Source organism: Nostoc sp. (genome assembly GCF_036917355.1).
Lineage (GTDB): Bacteria > Cyanobacteriota > Cyanobacteriia > Cyanobacteriales > Nostocaceae > Nostoc.
On the sequence record NZ_JBALDP010000015.1, the window covers coordinates 51,638 to 68,428 of the forward strand.

General features: G+C 40.8%; 19 protein-coding genes and 1 riboswitch. Of the genes, 10 read left to right on the forward strand and 9 right to left on the reverse strand.

The genetic code is table 11. From position 1 onward, the window contains the following. The first annotated feature begins 78 nt into the window (after positions 1-78). From V7K53_RS04145 to arsC, 8 genes are all read left to right on the forward strand, one after another. Positions 79-1,125: a sulfonate ABC transporter substrate-binding protein gene (locus tag V7K53_RS04145; RefSeq protein ID WP_335196377.1), complete on the forward strand. Its 1,047-nt coding sequence runs from the start codon at positions 79-81 to the stop codon at positions 1,123-1,125. A 17-nt stretch (positions 1,126-1,142) separates the two neighbouring features. Beyond that, on the forward strand, positions 1,143-2,279 hold the full coding sequence (gene ssuD, locus V7K53_RS04150) for an FMNH2-dependent alkanesulfonate monooxygenase (protein ID WP_335196378.1): 1,137 nt from the start codon (positions 1,143-1,145) through the stop codon (positions 2,277-2,279). A 268-nt stretch (positions 2,280-2,547) separates the two neighbouring features. Continuing rightward, positions 2,548-2,631, forward strand: a riboswitch (adenosylcobalamin-variant (AdoCbl-variant) riboswitch). After that, on the forward strand, positions 2,603-4,378 hold the full coding sequence (cobG, locus tag V7K53_RS04155) for a precorrin-3B synthase (RefSeq protein WP_335196379.1): 1,776 nt from the start codon (positions 2,603-2,605) through the stop codon (positions 4,376-4,378). (Overlaps the previous riboswitch by 29 nt.) Before the next feature lie 48 nt (positions 4,379-4,426). Next, positions 4,427-5,053: a precorrin-8X methylmutase gene (locus tag V7K53_RS04160; protein ID WP_335196380.1), complete on the forward strand. Its 627-nt coding sequence runs from the start codon at positions 4,427-4,429 to the stop codon at positions 5,051-5,053. Between the two features lie 2 nt (positions 5,054-5,055). After that, positions 5,056-5,760 (forward strand): precorrin-2 C(20)-methyltransferase, encoded by a 705-nt coding sequence (locus V7K53_RS04165; protein WP_335196381.1) that lies wholly within the window; start codon positions 5,056-5,058, stop codon positions 5,758-5,760. A gap of 81 nt (positions 5,761-5,841) precedes the next feature. After that, positions 5,842-6,168 carry an ArsR/SmtB family transcription factor gene (locus V7K53_RS04170; protein WP_335196382.1) on the forward strand — a complete coding sequence of 109 codons (327 nt, stop codon included), beginning with the start codon at positions 5,842-5,844 and terminating at the stop codon, positions 6,166-6,168. A gap of 195 nt (positions 6,169-6,363) precedes the next feature. Further along, positions 6,364-7,428: an ACR3 family arsenite efflux transporter gene (arsB, locus tag V7K53_RS04175; RefSeq protein WP_335196383.1), complete on the forward strand. Its 1,065-nt coding sequence runs from the start codon at positions 6,364-6,366 to the stop codon at positions 7,426-7,428. Positions 7,429-7,459: 31 nt separating this feature from the next. Then, positions 7,460-7,876 carry an arsenate reductase, glutathione/glutaredoxin type gene (arsC, locus tag V7K53_RS04180; protein WP_335196384.1) on the forward strand — a complete coding sequence of 139 codons (417 nt, stop codon included), beginning with the start codon at positions 7,460-7,462 and terminating at the stop codon, positions 7,874-7,876. A 79-nt stretch (positions 7,877-7,955) separates the two neighbouring features. On the opposite strand, the gene V7K53_RS04185 is transcribed toward arsC, so the two are convergent. The 4 genes from V7K53_RS04185 to V7K53_RS04200 all read right to left on the reverse strand — a co-directional run bounded on the left by V7K53_RS04185 (position 7,956) and on the right by V7K53_RS04200 (position 11,602). Further along, on the reverse strand, positions 7,956-8,135 hold the full coding sequence (locus V7K53_RS04185) for a hypothetical protein (RefSeq protein ID WP_335196385.1): 180 nt from the start codon (positions 8,133-8,135) through the stop codon (positions 7,956-7,958). 26 nt (positions 8,136-8,161) lie between these two features. Further along, entirely contained in the window at positions 8,162-9,076 is a 915-nt protein-coding gene (locus tag V7K53_RS04190) for a DUF928 domain-containing protein (protein ID WP_335196386.1), read from the reverse strand. 316 nt (positions 9,077-9,392) lie between these two features. Continuing rightward, positions 9,393-11,282: an ATP-dependent zinc metalloprotease FtsH gene (ftsH, locus tag V7K53_RS04195; protein WP_335196387.1), complete on the reverse strand. Its 1,890-nt coding sequence runs from the start codon at positions 11,280-11,282 to the stop codon at positions 9,393-9,395. Between the two features lie 182 nt (positions 11,283-11,464). Beyond that, a complete protein-coding gene (locus V7K53_RS04200; protein WP_335196388.1) occupies positions 11,465-11,602 on the reverse strand; it encodes a hypothetical protein in 138 nt (45 codons plus the stop codon). Positions 11,603-11,659: 57 nt separating this feature from the next. Here V7K53_RS04200 and V7K53_RS04205 point away from each other — a divergent pair, with 57 nt between their 5' ends. Continuing rightward, a complete protein-coding gene (locus V7K53_RS04205; protein ID WP_335196389.1) occupies positions 11,660-12,205 on the forward strand; it encodes an NADPH-dependent FMN reductase in 546 nt (181 codons plus the stop codon). A 44-nt stretch (positions 12,206-12,249) separates the two neighbouring features. Here V7K53_RS04205 and V7K53_RS04210 read toward each other — a convergent pair whose 3' ends face one another. The 5 genes from V7K53_RS04210 to V7K53_RS04230 form a co-directional block, all read right to left on the reverse strand. After that, complete coding sequence (locus V7K53_RS04210; RefSeq protein ID WP_335196390.1) at positions 12,250-13,368, reverse strand: ferrochelatase; 1,119 nt, start codon at positions 13,366-13,368, stop codon at positions 12,250-12,252. Positions 13,369-13,764: 396 nt separating this feature from the next. Further along, positions 13,765-14,208 carry a DUF3137 domain-containing protein gene (locus V7K53_RS04215; protein ID WP_335196391.1) on the reverse strand — a complete coding sequence of 148 codons (444 nt, stop codon included), beginning with the start codon at positions 14,206-14,208 and terminating at the stop codon, positions 13,765-13,767. A 173-nt stretch (positions 14,209-14,381) separates the two neighbouring features. Beyond that, positions 14,382-14,948 (reverse strand): hypothetical protein, encoded by a 567-nt coding sequence (locus V7K53_RS04220; RefSeq protein ID WP_335196392.1) that lies wholly within the window; start codon positions 14,946-14,948, stop codon positions 14,382-14,384. Between the two features lie 40 nt (positions 14,949-14,988). Then, positions 14,989-15,411 (reverse strand): hypothetical protein, encoded by a 423-nt coding sequence (locus tag V7K53_RS04225; RefSeq protein WP_335196393.1) that lies wholly within the window; start codon positions 15,409-15,411, stop codon positions 14,989-14,991. A gap of 11 nt (positions 15,412-15,422) precedes the next feature. Further along, positions 15,423-15,950 (reverse strand): LemA family protein, encoded by a 528-nt coding sequence (locus V7K53_RS04230; protein WP_335196394.1) that lies wholly within the window; start codon positions 15,948-15,950, stop codon positions 15,423-15,425. Positions 15,951-16,174: 224 nt separating this feature from the next. On the opposite strand from V7K53_RS04230, the gene V7K53_RS04235 reads away from it, so the two are divergent. Then, positions 16,175-16,768 carry a hypothetical protein gene (locus tag V7K53_RS04235; protein WP_335196395.1) on the forward strand — a complete coding sequence of 198 codons (594 nt, stop codon included), beginning with the start codon at positions 16,175-16,177 and terminating at the stop codon, positions 16,766-16,768. Positions 16,769-16,791: the final 23 nt, after the last annotated feature.

Below are 16,791 nucleotides of genomic sequence, written 5' to 3' on the forward strand. Positions count from 1 at the left end.
TGCGCCTCTACGACTGAACATAGGCAAATATTAGTCAAATAAGTCCAAAAGCAAATTAAAAAACAAAGTATCACGTCCATGATTCCTGCCTTCAAACAGCCACGAGTTAAGATTTTCCAAGGTTTTTCACTATTCCTTTTACCTGGATTATTAACAATCTCAACAACTTTAATCAGTTGCTCAGTCCAAACCCCAAATTCAGCAAATCAAACCACAGGGTTAAAAACCAAAGTCGTCCGAATGGGATATCAAAGTTCTGGGGATATTTTCAGACTTAAAGGATTGATCGAAAAACGTCTAAAGCCTTTAGGTATTTCTGTAGAATGGGCGCAATTTGCTGCCGGGCCACAACTGATGGAAGCGATGAATGTGGGTAGAGTTGATATTGGCTCCGTAGGCGAGACTCCCCCGATATTTGCCCAAGCGGCTGGTACATCTTTAGTTTATGTTGCTAGTAATAAACCCAGCACTGGTAAAGGAAGCGGAATTATTGTCCAAAATAATTCACCGATTCGGACTTTAGCCGATCTCAAAGGGAAAAAAGTAGTTTTTCAAAAGGGTTCTGCTTCCCATTACTTATTAATAAAAGCTTTAGAAGAGGCTGGTTTGAAATATAATGATATTCAAGCTATTAGCCTCCCTCCTTCAGAAGCTCGTGATGCTTTCATTCAAGGCAAAATAGATGCTTGGGTAACTTGGGACCCTTATTTAGCCGTGGCCCAAAAAAAAGCAAATGCTCGTGTTTTGCGAGATGCTAGTGGCATTTCTACTCAGGGCGGATATTACATGGCAGCGCGAAAATTTGCCACAGAAAACCCGAAATTAGTGCGATTAGTTCTTGAGGAGATAGATAACACAGGTCAATGGGCTGAAAAAAACCGAGCAGAAGTTGTAAAACTGACTATTCCTCACCTCAAAATTGATGAAGATATTTTAACAACAATGGTTGAAAGGCGAACTTACGGTATAAGACCAATTACGCCTGAAATTATGGAAAAACAACAGAAAATTGCAGATTTATTTGCCAAAGAAAAAGTGATACCTAAGCCAATTAATATTAAAGAAGCGATGCTGACTAGCGAACAATATGCAGCCATCACACCGGAAACCATTAGTCAGAAATAGCGCCAGGAGATAAGAAAATGGAAGTTTTTTGGTATTTGCCGACACAGGGAGATGAGCGTTATTTAGGTACTACAATCGGCAGGCGACCAGCTACTTATCCCTATATGCAGCAAATCGCCCAAGCTGTTGATAAATTGGGCTATGGCGGGATGTTGATTGGTACCGGACAAAAACAAGATACTTGGATTGTAGCTACTTCATTAATTTCAGTTACAGAACGGTTGCGGTTTCTTGTAGCCTTTCGTCCGGCAATTATGTCGCCTTCTTTGGCAGTTAGAATGGCTGCTACTTTTGACCAGATTTCTAATGGTCGAATTATTTTGAATGTTGTCACTGGTGGCGACACAAAAGAACTTGCTAAAGATGGGATTTTCTTAGATCACGATCGGCGTTATGAACTTACAGATGAGTTTTTGACAATTTGGCGATCGCTCATGCAAGGTGAAGAAGTAACCTATAGTGGTCGCCATCTAAAAGTTCAAGGCGCAAAACTCCAATTTCCTCCCGTACAAAAGCCTTATCCCACCTTATATTTTGGTGGTTCTTCAGATGCGGCGCTCCAAGTTGCGGCCAAACACATTGATGTGTATTTAACTTGGGGTGAACCACCAGATCGAGTTGCCCAAAAGATTGCAAAGGTACGTCGATTAGCAGCAGAACAAGGTAGAACAGTCCGCTTTGGGATTCGGATGCACGTTATAGTCCGCGAAACTACGCAAAAAGCTTGGGATGCGGCCAATGAACTGATTCAGTATGTCGATGATGAAACCATAGCAGCTGCACATCAGCGGTTTGCTCAGTCTGAATCAGAAGGACAGCGCCGCATGGCTCAACTGCATAAAGGTAATCGCAAAAACCTAGAAATTAGCCCCAACTTATGGGCAGGTGTTGGCTTAGTGCGTGGAGGTGCTGGGACTGCCTTAGTTGGAGATCCAGACACAGTTGCAGCGCGGATGCTGGAATATGCCGATTTAGGAATTGATACCTTCGTTTTTTCAGGGTATCCCCATCTCGAAGAAGCTTATCGAGTTGCAGAATTACTGTTTCCTCGCTTACCAGTGCAAACGCCAGGCATCGCATTACCGCAGCAAGTTGCAAGTACATTCAGTGAATTTGTTACCAAAACGGATTTACTCAAACCCCAGCCAGTATAAGCAATTCAAAATTCAAACAACTCGTAGGGGCGCAAGGACTTGCGCCCCTACATTCACTGGAAATCCCTTACTTTGTGTGCCTCTGTACCAATCAAACAAACGTTTCCATCCTTGCTTCCAGGGATACTATCAATTGCTCGAAAATTGCTGTAACACGGCAGTGGATAAGCTCAGTTAAAATTTATTTATCGCAATAGTAATGTAAAATAATTATCTGGATGATGTCTGGTTGAAATCTATAACCTAAACAAAATCTAAATTACTCAAGCTGGGAGTTGGGAAACTCCGGTGAAATTCCGGGACTGTGCCGCAGCTGTGATGGGATGACCCAAGTCAGAATGCCAACTCTCAGGATGTCCTCAAGACACACTCACCGTCTACTCCCTGCGTTGCACGGGGAAGGAGTTCTAAGTTTGGTTTCTGGATTTGCCACTTGTCCTGGCTTGTTTTATGCTACTCCCGCCGCAGATGGTATATTATCTCGCGTTAGAATACCAGGTGGAATTATTAGTAGTCAGCAGTGCCGTGCGATCGCAGATATAGCAGAACAGCACGGTGGCGGCTATATAGATGTGACTAACCGAGCTAACCTGCAAGTTCGTGAAATCCGCACGGGGATAAATGCTGAAGTTCTGAAGTACCTCCAAAATATGGGATTGGGTTCTAACAATACTGTTGTAGACCAAATCCGCAATATTATGACCAGTCCAACTGCTGGTATCGATCCCCAAGAATTAATCGACACTCGCCCTTTTGTCCAAGGTTGGGATGATTATATTGCTGCACATCCGGCGCTTTCGGGACTGTCGGCCAAATTTAGCGTTTGCTTTGATGGTGGTGGGATAATTCAGGTGTGCGATCGCTTGAATGATATCGCCTTTGCAGCTGTCTTAGTTAACGATAATGTTTACTTTCGTCTCTATCTCAGTGTTGGTGAGAAGGGTCAACCCCCCGGCGATACGGGAATTTTGTTACCACCAGAGGAATGTTTGCCCGTCTTAGCAGCTTTGGCGGATGTCTATCTAGCTTATAGTCATCCTACGAGTAAGCGGCGGCTACGTTTGAGAGAGTTATTGAATACTTTGGGTTGTGAAAATTATCTCCAGGAAGTTGAACAGCGTCTACCTTTTTCTTTTTTATGCAGTGAAATAAGAAAAGACTTACTCCCCCAGCAAGGCAAGCTACGGTGTACACACAAGTCTGAAACAGTTCACTCATCTGAGTTTAAGCGTAAGTTTTACCCCTCCCTAACCCTCCCCTTGGAAAGGGGAGGGAACTGTATTTCTAGTTTCCTCCCAATGCATCGGGGGATTAAGGGGGGTAATTCGACTTGTGTGTACACCGTAGAGGAAGGCAAAGGGGAGAAATATCAGCATATTGGCATCCATCCCCAACGTCAGCAAGGCTTATTTTACATTGGTGTCGTCTTACCTCTTGGCCGATTGGAGAGTAGACAGATACGGGGTTTAGCAGATTTAGCAGCAAAATACGGTAGCGGAACTCTCAGGCTAACCCCTTGGCAAAATTTACTCCTTACAGATATTCCTCAGCAATGGGTTGCTGATGTCCAAAGTGAAATTGCTTTACTAGGATTAGATTCCTCTGCAACCAACATCAAGGGTGGATTAGTTGCCTGTTCTGGAAAAAAGGGTTGCGCCGCTTCTGCCACTGACACTAAAAGTCATGCGTTGGCATTGGCAGAGTATCTTGAAACTCGCATTACTCTCGATTACCCAGTTAATATTCACTTTACTGGCTGCGAAAAATCTTGTGCCCAGCATAGCAAAAGTGATATTACTCTCCTCGGCGTCAGCATTGAGGCTGAGAATACAACCGTGGAAGGCTATCACGTTTATGTTGGTGACAGCAATCAGAAATTCGGACGCGAACTATATCAATATGTAACTTTTGCCGAACTACCTGCATTAATAAGGCGGATGCTATATGTATATAAAATTCAACGCTTAAATTCTGATGAGTCCTTTGGAGAATTTGCTAATCGATTTGCACTCGAACAATTACAACAATTATTTAATATAATCCCTCAATCAATTGCGAACAACAAGATTGCCACCTTTTTAGAGAAATCGGCAATCTGAGCCTGTTGATTTTTATATGTCAATCCCAAATTTAAAATCCCAAATTTAATGCCCGACTATATCCGAGATGCCAACGAAATTTACCGTAATTCCTTTGCAATCATCCGGTCAGAAGCGAATCTAGATGTGCTGCCGCAAGATGTAGCAAAAGTTGCTGTGCGTCTAATTCATGCCTGTGGAATGACGGATATCGTCACTGACTTGGGATATTCACCAACAGCAGTGCAATCCGCAAGGGCAGCATTAGCAGCAGGAGCGCCAATTCTGTGTGATTGCCGAATGGTTGCCGATGGCGTTACCAGACGGCGGTTGTCTGCAAACAATCAAGTTATCTGTACCCTGAACGAGCCAGAAGTGCCAGAACTTGCCCAGAGTACGGGTACCACAAGATCGGCGGCGGCTCTAGAATTATGGCGATCGCACTTAGAAGGCTCAGTAATCGCAATTGGCAATGCGCCCACAGCCTTGTTCCGACTGTTAGAAATGCTCGATGAAGGAGCGCCCAAACCTGCGATTATCTTGGGCTTTCCAGTAGGGTTTGTCGGTGCAGCCGAATCAAAAGCCGCACTGGCAGCAGACAGCAGGAATGTACCATTTTTAACCTTACACGGTCGGCGCGGTGGAAGTGCGATCGCGGCAGCAGCAGTTAACGCCCTGGCAACGGAGGAAGAATGAATATGCAACCCAAAGGTCGTCTTTATGGAATTGGTGTGGGCCCAGGCGATCCCGAATTATTGACTCTGAAAGCACTGCGGCTATTACGTGCGGCTCCTGTGGTAGCTTATCAATCAGCCACAGATAAAGAAAGTATCGCTAGAGCGATCGTGGCGCAATATCTTCCTGGCAATCAAATCGAGGTATTATTTCACCTCCCCCGCGCTTTGGAACCAGAAAAGGCCAAGTCTATTTATGATAACGAAATTCAACCAATCGCTGACCATTTAGCAGCAGGTCGAGATGTCGTAGTGTTATGCGAGGGCGATCCATTTTTCTATGGTTCCTTCATGTACCTGTTCACGCGGCTATGCGACCAATACGAAACAGAAGTTATCCCCGGAGTTTCCTCACTGATGGCTTGTCCGGTAGCCTTGGGTGTACCTTTCACCTACTACACTGATATTCTCACAGTCTTACCCGCCCCATTGCCAGCAGAAGAACTGACTACACATCTGCTGATGACCGACGCAGCTGCAATTATGAAACTAGGTCGTCACTTTACCAAAGTACGAGATATCTTGCATAAATTAGGGTTAGCATCACGGGCAAGATATATTGAGCGGGCATCAACATCACAGCAACGCATCATCCCCCTAGATGAAGTCGATCCAGCCGAAGTACCCTATTTCTCAATGATTGTGATTCCAACTAAGAATCGACTATAGACTGACCTTTTCTTTTTAGTTAAGGTATTCTTTAACTGATGATTGAAACTTTACGATAAAGAAATACTTCAAAAAAAGTTGATGGTTTCTAATAGCACCTTCACTCCTGATACGATCGCTGCTGGCTTTCATGCCCTGTCTGACCCCCTACGGATTCAGGTATTAGAACTGCTGCGCTCTCAAGAACTATGCGTCTGTGACCTGTGTGACCACCTGGGAACCACTCAATCTAAACTATCTTTTCACCTCAAAACCCTGAAAGAAGCGGGTTTAGTTCGCGCTCGTCAAGAAGGACGCTGGATTTACTACAGCCTCAATCTACCGCAGTTTGCTGTCTTAGAGCAGTATTTAGCAGAATTCCGCCGTTTTAGCCCCATATTACCTATTCGTCCCCCCTGCGAACCTTAAAAATACATCAATTTTTTTTGTAATATTTTGTTTAATTTTAGTTTTATAGCCATTGACAAATCAATTTTTTTTGAAATGATGGAGATATACTCTTGATATAACTCACGAATTTTAGATTTTCAATTTTGGATGTTGGATTGAATAATCTGAAATTTCTGCTCGAAGCCCCTGCATTCATGTATGGGGTTAATTGTAATGAACAAAAAAACTGCAAAACGCCTCTCCTTTATTGACCGTTTCCTAACCTTGTGGATTTTTTTAGCAATGGCTATCGGTGTTGGTCTAGGCTATTTCTTTCCTGGAGTAGAAGCCATTATCAACCAGTTTCAGGTGGGAGCAACCAATATACCGATCGCCATCGGGTTAATTCTGATGATGTATCCGCCTTTAGCTAAGGTGCGGTATGAAGAATTAGGGGATGTATTTCGCAACGGAAAAATTCTTGGTGTTTCACTAATTCAGAATTGGATTATTGGGCCAATTTTGATGTTTGCTCTGGCAGCTATCTTCTTACATGGTTATCCAGAATACATGACGGGATTGATTCTGATTGGATTAGCCCGGTGTATTGCAATGGTAGTTGTGTGGAGTGACTTGGCACGAGGCAATACAGAGTACACGGCTGGATTGGTTGCTTTTAATAGTATCTTTCAAGTCATCTTTTATAGTCCTTATGCCTGGTTCTTCATCACTGTACTGCCGCCACTGTTTGGCTTACAAGGCAGTGTTGTTAATGTCAGCATTGCTGAGATTGCCAAAAGTGTGTTTATCTATCTCGGTATTCCCTTTTTAGCTGGATTTTTCACTCGTTACTTTTTAGTAAAAGTGAAAAGTAAGCAGTGGTATCACGAGGAATTTGTACCTAAAATCAGTCCGATCGCACTGATTGCTTTATTATTTACAATCGTCGTTATGTTCAGCTTGAAAGGGAATTTGATTGTTCAGATCCCCTTCGATGTGGTGAAGATTGCAATTCCATTGATCGTCTACTTCATCATCATGTTTTTGGTTAGCTTTTACATGGCTTGGCGCGTTAAAACAGACTATTCTAGAGCCGCAAGTGTTGCGTTTACATCGGCAGGAAATAATTTTGAATTAGCGATCGCAGTGGCGATCGCAGTATTTGGCATTAATTCGGGTGTTGCTTTTGCCGCCGTCGTCGGGCCTCTGGTGGAAGTGCCTGTATTGATTGGTCTGGTTAATGTGGCTTTCTGGTTAGAAAAACGTTATTTTTTGCCATCTGAATCGAGAATCTTTTAAATTTAATCAAATTATTCGGAGGATTTGAACCATGAAACGTGTGATGTTTGTCTGCAAAAAGAATTCTGCCCGTTCCCAAATAGCGGAAGGCTTTGCTAAAACTCTTGGTAAGGGAAAAATTGAAGTGATTAGCTCTGGTTTAGAAGCAAGTCAGGTCAGATCAGAAGCGATCGCAACTATGAAAGAAATTGGTATCGACATTACCGATCAACACTCCAAACCCCTCAGTGATTTCCAAGCACAAGACTTTGATGTAGTGATTTCTTTATGTGGCTGTGGGGTGAATTTGCCGCCTGAATGGGTTGTGCGAGAAGTATTTGAAGACTGGCAGTTAGACGATCCAGCAGAACAACCAGAAATTTTTCCGAGAGTCCGCGATGAAATCAAAGAACGGGTCACTCAATTAATTGAGTCTGTGAATAAAGAATTTACAACTGCTTATTTTTGAGTGCAATAAGACGATTTAGCTTGGTTCTTTAATAAGCTAAGACATTAAGAATATAGCTTTGTCATACAAGTTAACTAACTCAATTATTGAGTTTGTGAAGCGGGATCACTAATTTTTCTTCTAAGGCAATCGCACTTCCTGTTTCTCTACCAGGTTGACTTACAGCAGTAATTAGCGAGAATTGATACCGTCCATGCCATAAGTATTTGCGATCGCTTAATCTTAAATTGAAGGGTAAAAAACCCAGCTTCTTTATCAAAACCGGGTTTTTAAGTAATTGTTAATTTATTTATGAGCAGTACAACAGGGCAATAAAGGCTTATTTACAACTTCTTTAATGTCTACTGAATTTAACAAATCTTCCCAATATTTTTGAACTTCAGGATCGTTAGGACGCTGGCGGCGTAAATTAGCTAAAGTTCTCAGAGCATCTTCCCAAAACCCGGCTGTGGCGAATAAAACTGCCCGATCCAAGTCTGTGTTTGGTTGGTTTAGCTGAAGAGATAGGTTTTCATCTTGCGATCGCACAATTGTACCTTCTACATAAGAGTCTTTATCGCGGTTATTAGGATCGCAAATCATCGAAAAAGTCCAATTGTACTCTTTACCGATTTGTAGAGATGGTTGATTGACAGGTACATTTACGCTAACAATACCATTCTGCCCAACAGGTTTGAAAGTTCCCTTATATAATGGGTCGATGCTATCACCATCCCGCAAAACAAATTCTAGTGCTTGCACTGTTGTCGAGGTTTGAGGAACGTAGAAAAAGAATGTGGGACGTTCTACTGTGGTTCGTTGAGCTTCCTTATCTGTTGGTGTCAGTGGAATAAGATATTGTCCAGCTTGAAAGCAACTTCCCCGTGTTCCTGCTGACCTTACCCTACCAGGTCTACCTGGGACAAAGGCAATACGATTTCTACCGCGTTGGATGTAACTTGTAACATTTCTAATTGCAGCAGTAGCATATCTATCTCCAGGACGTAGCCGTTCTGCTTGCTGAAAATTCAATAAAGCTTTTCTATAGTTTCTCCGTTTGGTTTCGTTATAACCAAGCTGCATATATTGGGTGTAAGCAGATTTTGCTTGTGCCAGTTGGTAAACTGACTCTGTTGCCAAAACCTGAGTAATGGTTATAGGCTCAAAGGGCAGAAAAGCTAAAGCAGCAAGCAGATAACTTGCCCAAAATCTATATTTCATGATGTTTATGTTTACTTGTAGTACATTATTTGGGTATACATAATACAATAGCTTAAGCTTTACAGTGACAAGACTTTATGTGTGCTACTTTCTGAGAAGGCTGAGGTAGCATTCTGAGTTTTTTGACAACAAAATTCCCAACTTTTTTAAGAAGTCGGGAATATGAGCCTTTGGATTTTCAGTAGTCTAAAGTTTATAGACTATTGACTTTTACCTACTCCTTAATAGACATCTGGTGAAATTAAAGATGCGCTATCCAGAACCCTTGTAGAGACGTAGCAGTGCTACTTCTCTACATTATTTCTCACTCATATTTTTAATGAGGTACAGCCAATTGTTCATCGGCTACCTGAACATGATCGCCAACAATTTTGCGGAATACATCACCTTCAATTGTTTCCTGTTCTGCTAGCAAATCTACTAAACGCTCCAAAACTACGCGGTTTTCTTCCAACAGTTCTTTGGCCTTAATGTAGGAATTGCTAACAATTTCGCGCACTTGTGAATCAATTTTGGCAGCAATTTCCTCAGAATAGTCTGATTTATTCATCCAGTCGCGTCCTAAAAATACCTCTCCACTCTGATTTTCCAAGGACAACGGGCCTAATTCTGACATCCCGAAGCGTGTCACCATCTGCCGTGCCATCCCTGTTACGTGTTGCAGATCATTGCTTGCACCTGTGGTCACTTCTGGCTTCCCAAAAACAATTTCCTCGGCAGCGCGACCACCCAAAGTAGCAGTAATCCTCGATTTAAGTTGGGAACGAGAAATTAACCCCTGTTCTTCGTTGGGAGTAAACCAAGTTAATCCCAGTGCTTGTCCCCGTGGAATCAATGTAACTTTCTGCACAGGATCGTGGTCTTTGAGCAATGTGCCTACTAAAGCGTGTCCAACTTCATGATAGGCAATCAAGCGCTTGCTCTTGCTGTCTACTAAGGCGGTACCTTCCATACCTGCAACAACTCGGTCTACAGCAGCATCAATTTCTAAAAGGGTGACAGCTTCTTTACGTCTTCTAGCGGTGAGAATGGCGGCTTCGTTGAGTAAATTGGCTAAATCTGCACCAGTAAAACCAGGGGTGCGGCGAGCGATCGCTTCTAATGATACGCTAGGATCGATTTTCTTATTCCGCGCGTGGACTTTCAAAATTTCCAGTCGCCCTTTAAGATCGGGTGGATCGACCATCACTTGTCTGTCAAAGCGTCCCGGTCTGAGTAATGCTGTATCTAAAACATCTGGGCGGTTAGTGGCAGCAATAATAATGATGCCTGTGTTACCTTCAAAACCATCCATTTCGGTGAGCAGTTGGTTGAGGGTTTGTTCGCGCTCGTCATTACCGCCACCGATACCAGCACCCCGTTGTCTGCCTACTGCGTCAATTTCATCGATAAATATTAGACAAGGGGCATTATCTTTGGCTTTCTTGAAGAGGTCGCGCACGCGAGATGCACCTACACCAACGAACATTTCTACAAATTCTGAACCGGAAATACTGAAGAATGGTACACCGGCTTCACCTGCGATCGCTTTTGCTAGTAAAGTTTTACCAGTACCAGGAGGGCCAATTAACAGCACACCTTTAGGAATTCGTGCGCCTACAGCGGTAAATCTTTCTGGCTGTTTCAGGAAAGTCACAACTTCTTCAAGTTCTTCTTTAGCTTCTTCAACCCCAGCGACATCTTCAAATTTCACTCCAGTTTTTGCTTCCATTTGAAAGCGAGCTTTGGATTTACCGAAATTCATCGCTTGGCTAGAAGCATTAGTAGAGCGTCGGAGGAACAATAGCATTAAAGCCACCAGTGGCAAAATCCACATCAAGTTGATCAACAGCCCAACAGCAGCTCGACTGTTCGCAGAGGAAACTTCCCCAAAATCAACATTCTTATCTTTGAGAATGTTGATTAACTCATTGTTTTGCGCTAAAAGTCTCACCTGTTGCGGTGGTGTATTATCTTTTTGTCCCTTGAGATAAACCTTTGCTAGCTGTTCGGTTTCGTCAAGCTCTACTTTCTCGACTTCTCCCGCCTTCACTTTCTTGATCAAGTCGCCATAATTTAGCGAGGCGGTTTCTGCCTTTTGTGCCATGACAGGAGTACTTCCGAAAATTCCTGGCAACATAATCAAACTAGCAGCAATTGCACCAACCCAAGCAACGCGCTTTGAAGACTGCCTTTTTATCAATGCTTTTTTTCCCGAATTTGTCATAATAATTACCCTTTGTCTGCTGGCACAAGTTAAGCGCTGGTTTTATGCCTATTCTTCTATCAAAAATTGTAATAACTGGAAATTACACTTTTCTTATCTAGTCTAACTTCCTCACAAAAGCATTCCCAAGTTTCTTCAGGCTATTACATAAAGTTGAGCGAGGGTTATCTAATATGCAGCTGTTAAGATTGGGGATTGGTCACAAAAGGCAGAGGGGAAAGACTTACTGCAACTTCTCCTCTGCTCCCCTGCTTCTCCAGTCCCCAGTAGATATTAATTTGACACATTCCGGCACAAATCGCTAAGATAAGCATAGTCATAACGATTCCGCTTTTTAAGAAATCGATAGTACCTAGTTAATAGTTTATGGGTTAATTATGGTGAAAATTATTGGCATCGGTGGTAGTTTAAGACCTAACTCTTATACCCAGCTTGCTTTACAAGTCGCAGCGCAAAGAGTTGAAGCTGTAGGTGCAGAGGTAGAAATTCTCGATTTACGGCAGTTGCAGCTACCATTTTGCACTGGCGCAAAGGAGTATCCAGAGTATCCAGATGTTCAGAGGTTGCAAGAAACAGTTAGTCAGTCCGATGGGTTGATTTTAGCGACACCTGAGTATCATGGCGGCGTTAGTGGTGTCCTGAAAAATGCTCTGGACTTAATGAGCTTTGACCAACTGTCTGATAAAGTAGCAGGATTTATTAGTGTTTTGGGTGGTCAGTCTAATAGCAACGCTCTAAACGAACTACGGTTAATTACCAGATGGGTTCATTGTTGGTCTATCCCTGAACAAATTGCGATCGGACAAGCTTGGGGTGCTTTCAGTCCTGAAGGCAAACTAGTAGATGAAAAGCTCTCTCAAAGATTCGATCAATTTGCTCAAAGTTTAGTTGATAACACTCGCAAGCTGCGAGGCGTAAATTAATTGTAGGGTGGGCCTAACTTTGCCCACCCTCGTAAACTCAAAACTTAATGATGGTGGTGGTGATGATGGTGATCCCCTGCGAGTTGAGGATTAACTGCCACACTTTGTTCTGATAACAACTCTGCTATATGAGTATCAGCCCATTGCGCCGCCATTACCAAGAATTCTGGATGGTCGTTGACGCAAGCCATTTGCACATAGTTTGTGCCAGGATGCTGTTTCTCTAAAGCATGGATGATATGGTGTACATCCAATAGAGTTTCGTGGTTTTCTGTAGCAAAGCCAATTGGCATAAAAATTACCACTTTCGCACCCAATTGAATCAGGTTATTTGCAGCTTGCTCTGCATTTGGCTGTGTCCAATCAATTAGGGGTGTGTCATGATTCAGCCAACCCACCGAGATTAACGGATAGCGGTTAATCAATTTATCCCGAACCAAGTCGTACATTGCTTCACTTTCAGCAATCCCAGAAGTAAAGCCTTTGGCTTTGTGGGGACAGCCGTGATTCATTAGCACAATGCCGATTTGAGAAGGGAGATAAGCTCCTGCTAATTCAGCAATTTTCTCTTCAACCAGATGAGCCATCAAATCGATATAAGCTGGTTCGTTGAAGAAAGAAGGAATGTAACGCTGTGCTTTAACCCAGTGTTCCTCACCATCAGTTAACTCAACGAGAGCATTGTTAACTTGCTCGATCGCAATCCCACTGGTAAAGATAGAATCAACAACTAGCAGTGGGTAGATTAGTAGCTTATCGAAGCCTTGGTTTTTGATTTCTGCCAAGACTTGATTGGGTAGGAAAGGGGCACAGAAGTTAAAAGCCTTGAAAACTTGAACCTTATCGCCCCATTTTTCTTGTAAATTCTTCTCAATCCCAGCACGCTGCTGTTCAAAGATGGCGTTGTGTGGGGAGATAAAATCGTGGTGTGTGTGTCCCCACTCATGGCGGTCAAATAGCGCTAAAAGCTTTGCCAGAGGCGGATAAATCCAGGTCGGTACTGGTGCGAATTTTGCTGTCAGTAGATTTAAAGCCTGTTCGTTATAGTTGGCGAAATCTTCGTAGCTTTCGACTTCGCCGTAGCCCATAAGCAGTACGGCTACACGGTCTTTACCTGATAGATGCTCGTGGGTGTGTTGTACTTTTTCCGGCGTGGCAACCACAATTAGTTCCTCAATATAACCAGAGTGCAGAGAAATATAAACTTAGGGAATAGTTTGCACATTTTCCCTACTTGTAACTTATTATCCCATCCAGGGGGATAGGATAGGTGGGGAAATCAAGATAATACATCAAAAGACATACAAAACTTACGTGGGGCATTGGGTATGGAAAATTGAACCAATGCCAATACGGTTCGGTTAAGCTAAGAGACGTGATGAATCGCCGTCAAGACGAAGATATTGGTTATTGTAGAGACAGCGATTTATCGCGTCTTTGTGATTTAGAATTTTCATCAAAAAACCCTAACCGAACCGTATTGGAACCAATGCGGCATCTGCTATGTTGCTGGAATAGCAAAAGTGCTTAAGATACCAAAAGCCGTGTTTTCAGTAAAATTAATTTGGTGCAGCTTTTTGCCAAATGCGTCTATCAAGATTTAAGTCTTCAACAATTCCCAACATCAAGTTGAGAGTTTCAAAATATTCTCTTAAAGGCGCAAAGCTTAACACACTTTTATATAGATTAGGGTCAAATATATTATTTTCTACCGCTTCTTCAATGGCTATATATATCATGTCCTCAACAAAGGAAATATAAATATTTCTATTGGTTTTCTTACGAAAGTTAACTATTTTATCCATCAGATTAGTAGATAAGACATAACGTGCTTCTATTTGGTCATCACCATAAACAGTGAAAAATTTAGCAAATTCTGGATCTTCTAATTTAATTACTTGTTTCTTAGCATGGTTAAGAGCATGAATATTAGCGTTAATAATTTTTGGTTGAACAATTGTAACAGTTTGCAGACTTTTGTGAAACTTAGCTTTAAAAAACAATCCTTTAAATATTAAACTTGTAAGAGTGACTTCATTTTTTAAGACTTCAGATTCAATTCTTTTGGATTCTATAGCTTTACCACATAAAACATTCTTAAATACATAATTTGTTCAAATATTTTATGTTTAAAACCTGTAGAAAATGTTTCAAATGCTGCGATATAAAAATATATCTAAATTCCAAAAAGTAAGAAAAAAGCTAATAAATAATAGAATAAGAAAAATATAAATAAAAATAAAAATGATATAGATATTATACTAGAGCCAATTTGAAAGTATATGATGGAATTTTTCAAAAAAGAAGATACAACTGGAAAAAACTTAAGTAGTGCAATTATAAGATATAAAAAAAGTAGATTAGCTGTAATAACAAATATTAAAACTTGCTTTCTAAGGGATTCAAATACTTTTAATTCAGTTAATAAATTTGTCTTACAAAATACTTTGAATTCCTTTAATGTTTTTGGTATAAATTTTTCAATAGCTGGTTCGGGTTCTTCTGGCAAGGTTTCACTTGGTTGTTGTAGCTTAACTTCTGATGCAGTGGGGTTTGGTAGAGTCGCAGACACATCAATAGTATTATCTGTAAATAGGTCTGTAAATTCTGTAAATAAAAGTTGCCTTGCCCATTTTCTCGTTGGTTCGTGTTCATTAATCAGGAGTTGCTGACAAAGAGCGATCGCTTGATTAATTTCCCCATTTTCTTGATATGCTTTTATCAGCCATTTATGTGCTAGCAAATATTGTTTTGTAGCTGGAGAAGCAGCTTGAAAAAAATATTTAATGCTTGGATTGCTTTTTTATAGCATTTTTTAGTAATAGCTTTATACCAGTGTTTATAAGTTCAGTTTCTTGTACAAGTGTGAGTGAACTTTTAGTTGAATTTAGTAATGATTTTTGTTCTGTAGGTTTAGCTTCTGGAAATATTTCGGCAAGATAGTATTGTGCTAATATCTGAGTCGTTTGATGTTTACTGTTGCTCAATTCTTGGCATAGGTTAATTGCTTTATCAAAGCGTCCATTGTAGAGGTATGCGTCTAAAAGCAATACTCGTGCATAAAAATATTCTTTTGTATTAGATTCTGTATGATTTTGGAAAAACTTTTCTAATTCCTGAAGTGCTAAATTGTGATTTTTATATTCTAATAGTTTAGCTATTCCGTTTAATAATTCCTGATTTTTTGGAGAATTAGTTTTTGACATATTTTTTAAACTTATTTATGGTTAATTTCAATATTTACATTGTTTCTTGCTTGTAGATTAGCTTGAAACTGTAATTTTAATTGATATTTCATCCACGAAGCTATAATATTTGTCGGAAACATTTCTACGGCATTATTATATTCAGTTATGGCAGAATTATAAAATCTTCTTGCGGCGGAAAGTTGTTCTTCTACTTCACTCAATGAATATTGTAATTGCACAAAATGTTCGTTTGTTTTTAATTCGGGATATGCTTCAACTATTACTATAATTTTGCTTAACATTATCGAAATTTGGTCTTCTAGGGCAACTCGGCTATTGTCACTTAAATTTTTTAAAGTTGCTCTACTTCTGAGCCTGCTAATTTCTATCAATGTTTTTTGCTCAAATTGCATATATATTTGAGCTAAGGTGACAAGTCTAGGTATCAAATCGTTTCTTTTGTGCAGAATCACATCAATAGTAGAAAAGGCATTACTAACTTGATTCTTTTTTTGGATCAAACTATTATATTGAAATGCAAAAATAATTAAAATCAAAAAAAATAAAACTGATTACGAAGAAAAACATTTGATTCATTAAAATAATCTAATATTATATTTAATGCAAAATAAGAGATTTTAAAATAGTATTAATTAGGAAAAATATATGAAGAGGCTATAATTTACTCAGTAAAAATAAGGTAATATATAAAAATATTACTTTATTTTTTGAAAAAGCTCTGTACATCGAAAGAGTTAAAAAATCAAAGATAGTGTTACGAATGAATATAATTATTTGCCCTGGAATTCATGAGCCAGAGTTAACTGAAAGCTTTAGAGTCGGATTGTTAGATTTAGTTTCTAATGGCGCGATCGCACACAATCCCCCAAAGATACTGGTTTATCCGGGTAAAGATGTTTTGGTTTTATCAGCCTTGCACATTTTGCAGTTTTTGCGCGTTAGCGTAGCTCACCGCAGGTATCGCTTGACCGACTATCTAGAATCACCAATTATATTCATTAGCTTTAGTGCTGGCGTAGTTGGGGCAATAGGGGCAGCACATTTGTGGCAACTGTTGGGTGGTCGTGTCAAAGCGTTTATTGCTATAGATGGATGGGGAGTCCCATTACAGGGTAATTTCCCGATTCATCGGATGAGTCATGATTACTTCACTCATTGGAGTTCATCTTTGCTAGGTAGTGGGCAAAATAACTTTTATGCAGAGCCAGCAGTGGATCATTTATCCATTTGGAAATCTCCCCAAACTGTACAAGGCTGTTGGGTAGATTCATCCATTAAGATTATTCCACCCAAAGGTCGTCTGACAGCAGCTGAATTTTTGCTTATGCTGTTAAAGCACTATGAAGCAAATTAATCCGGACTATGGAGTAAGTAAAC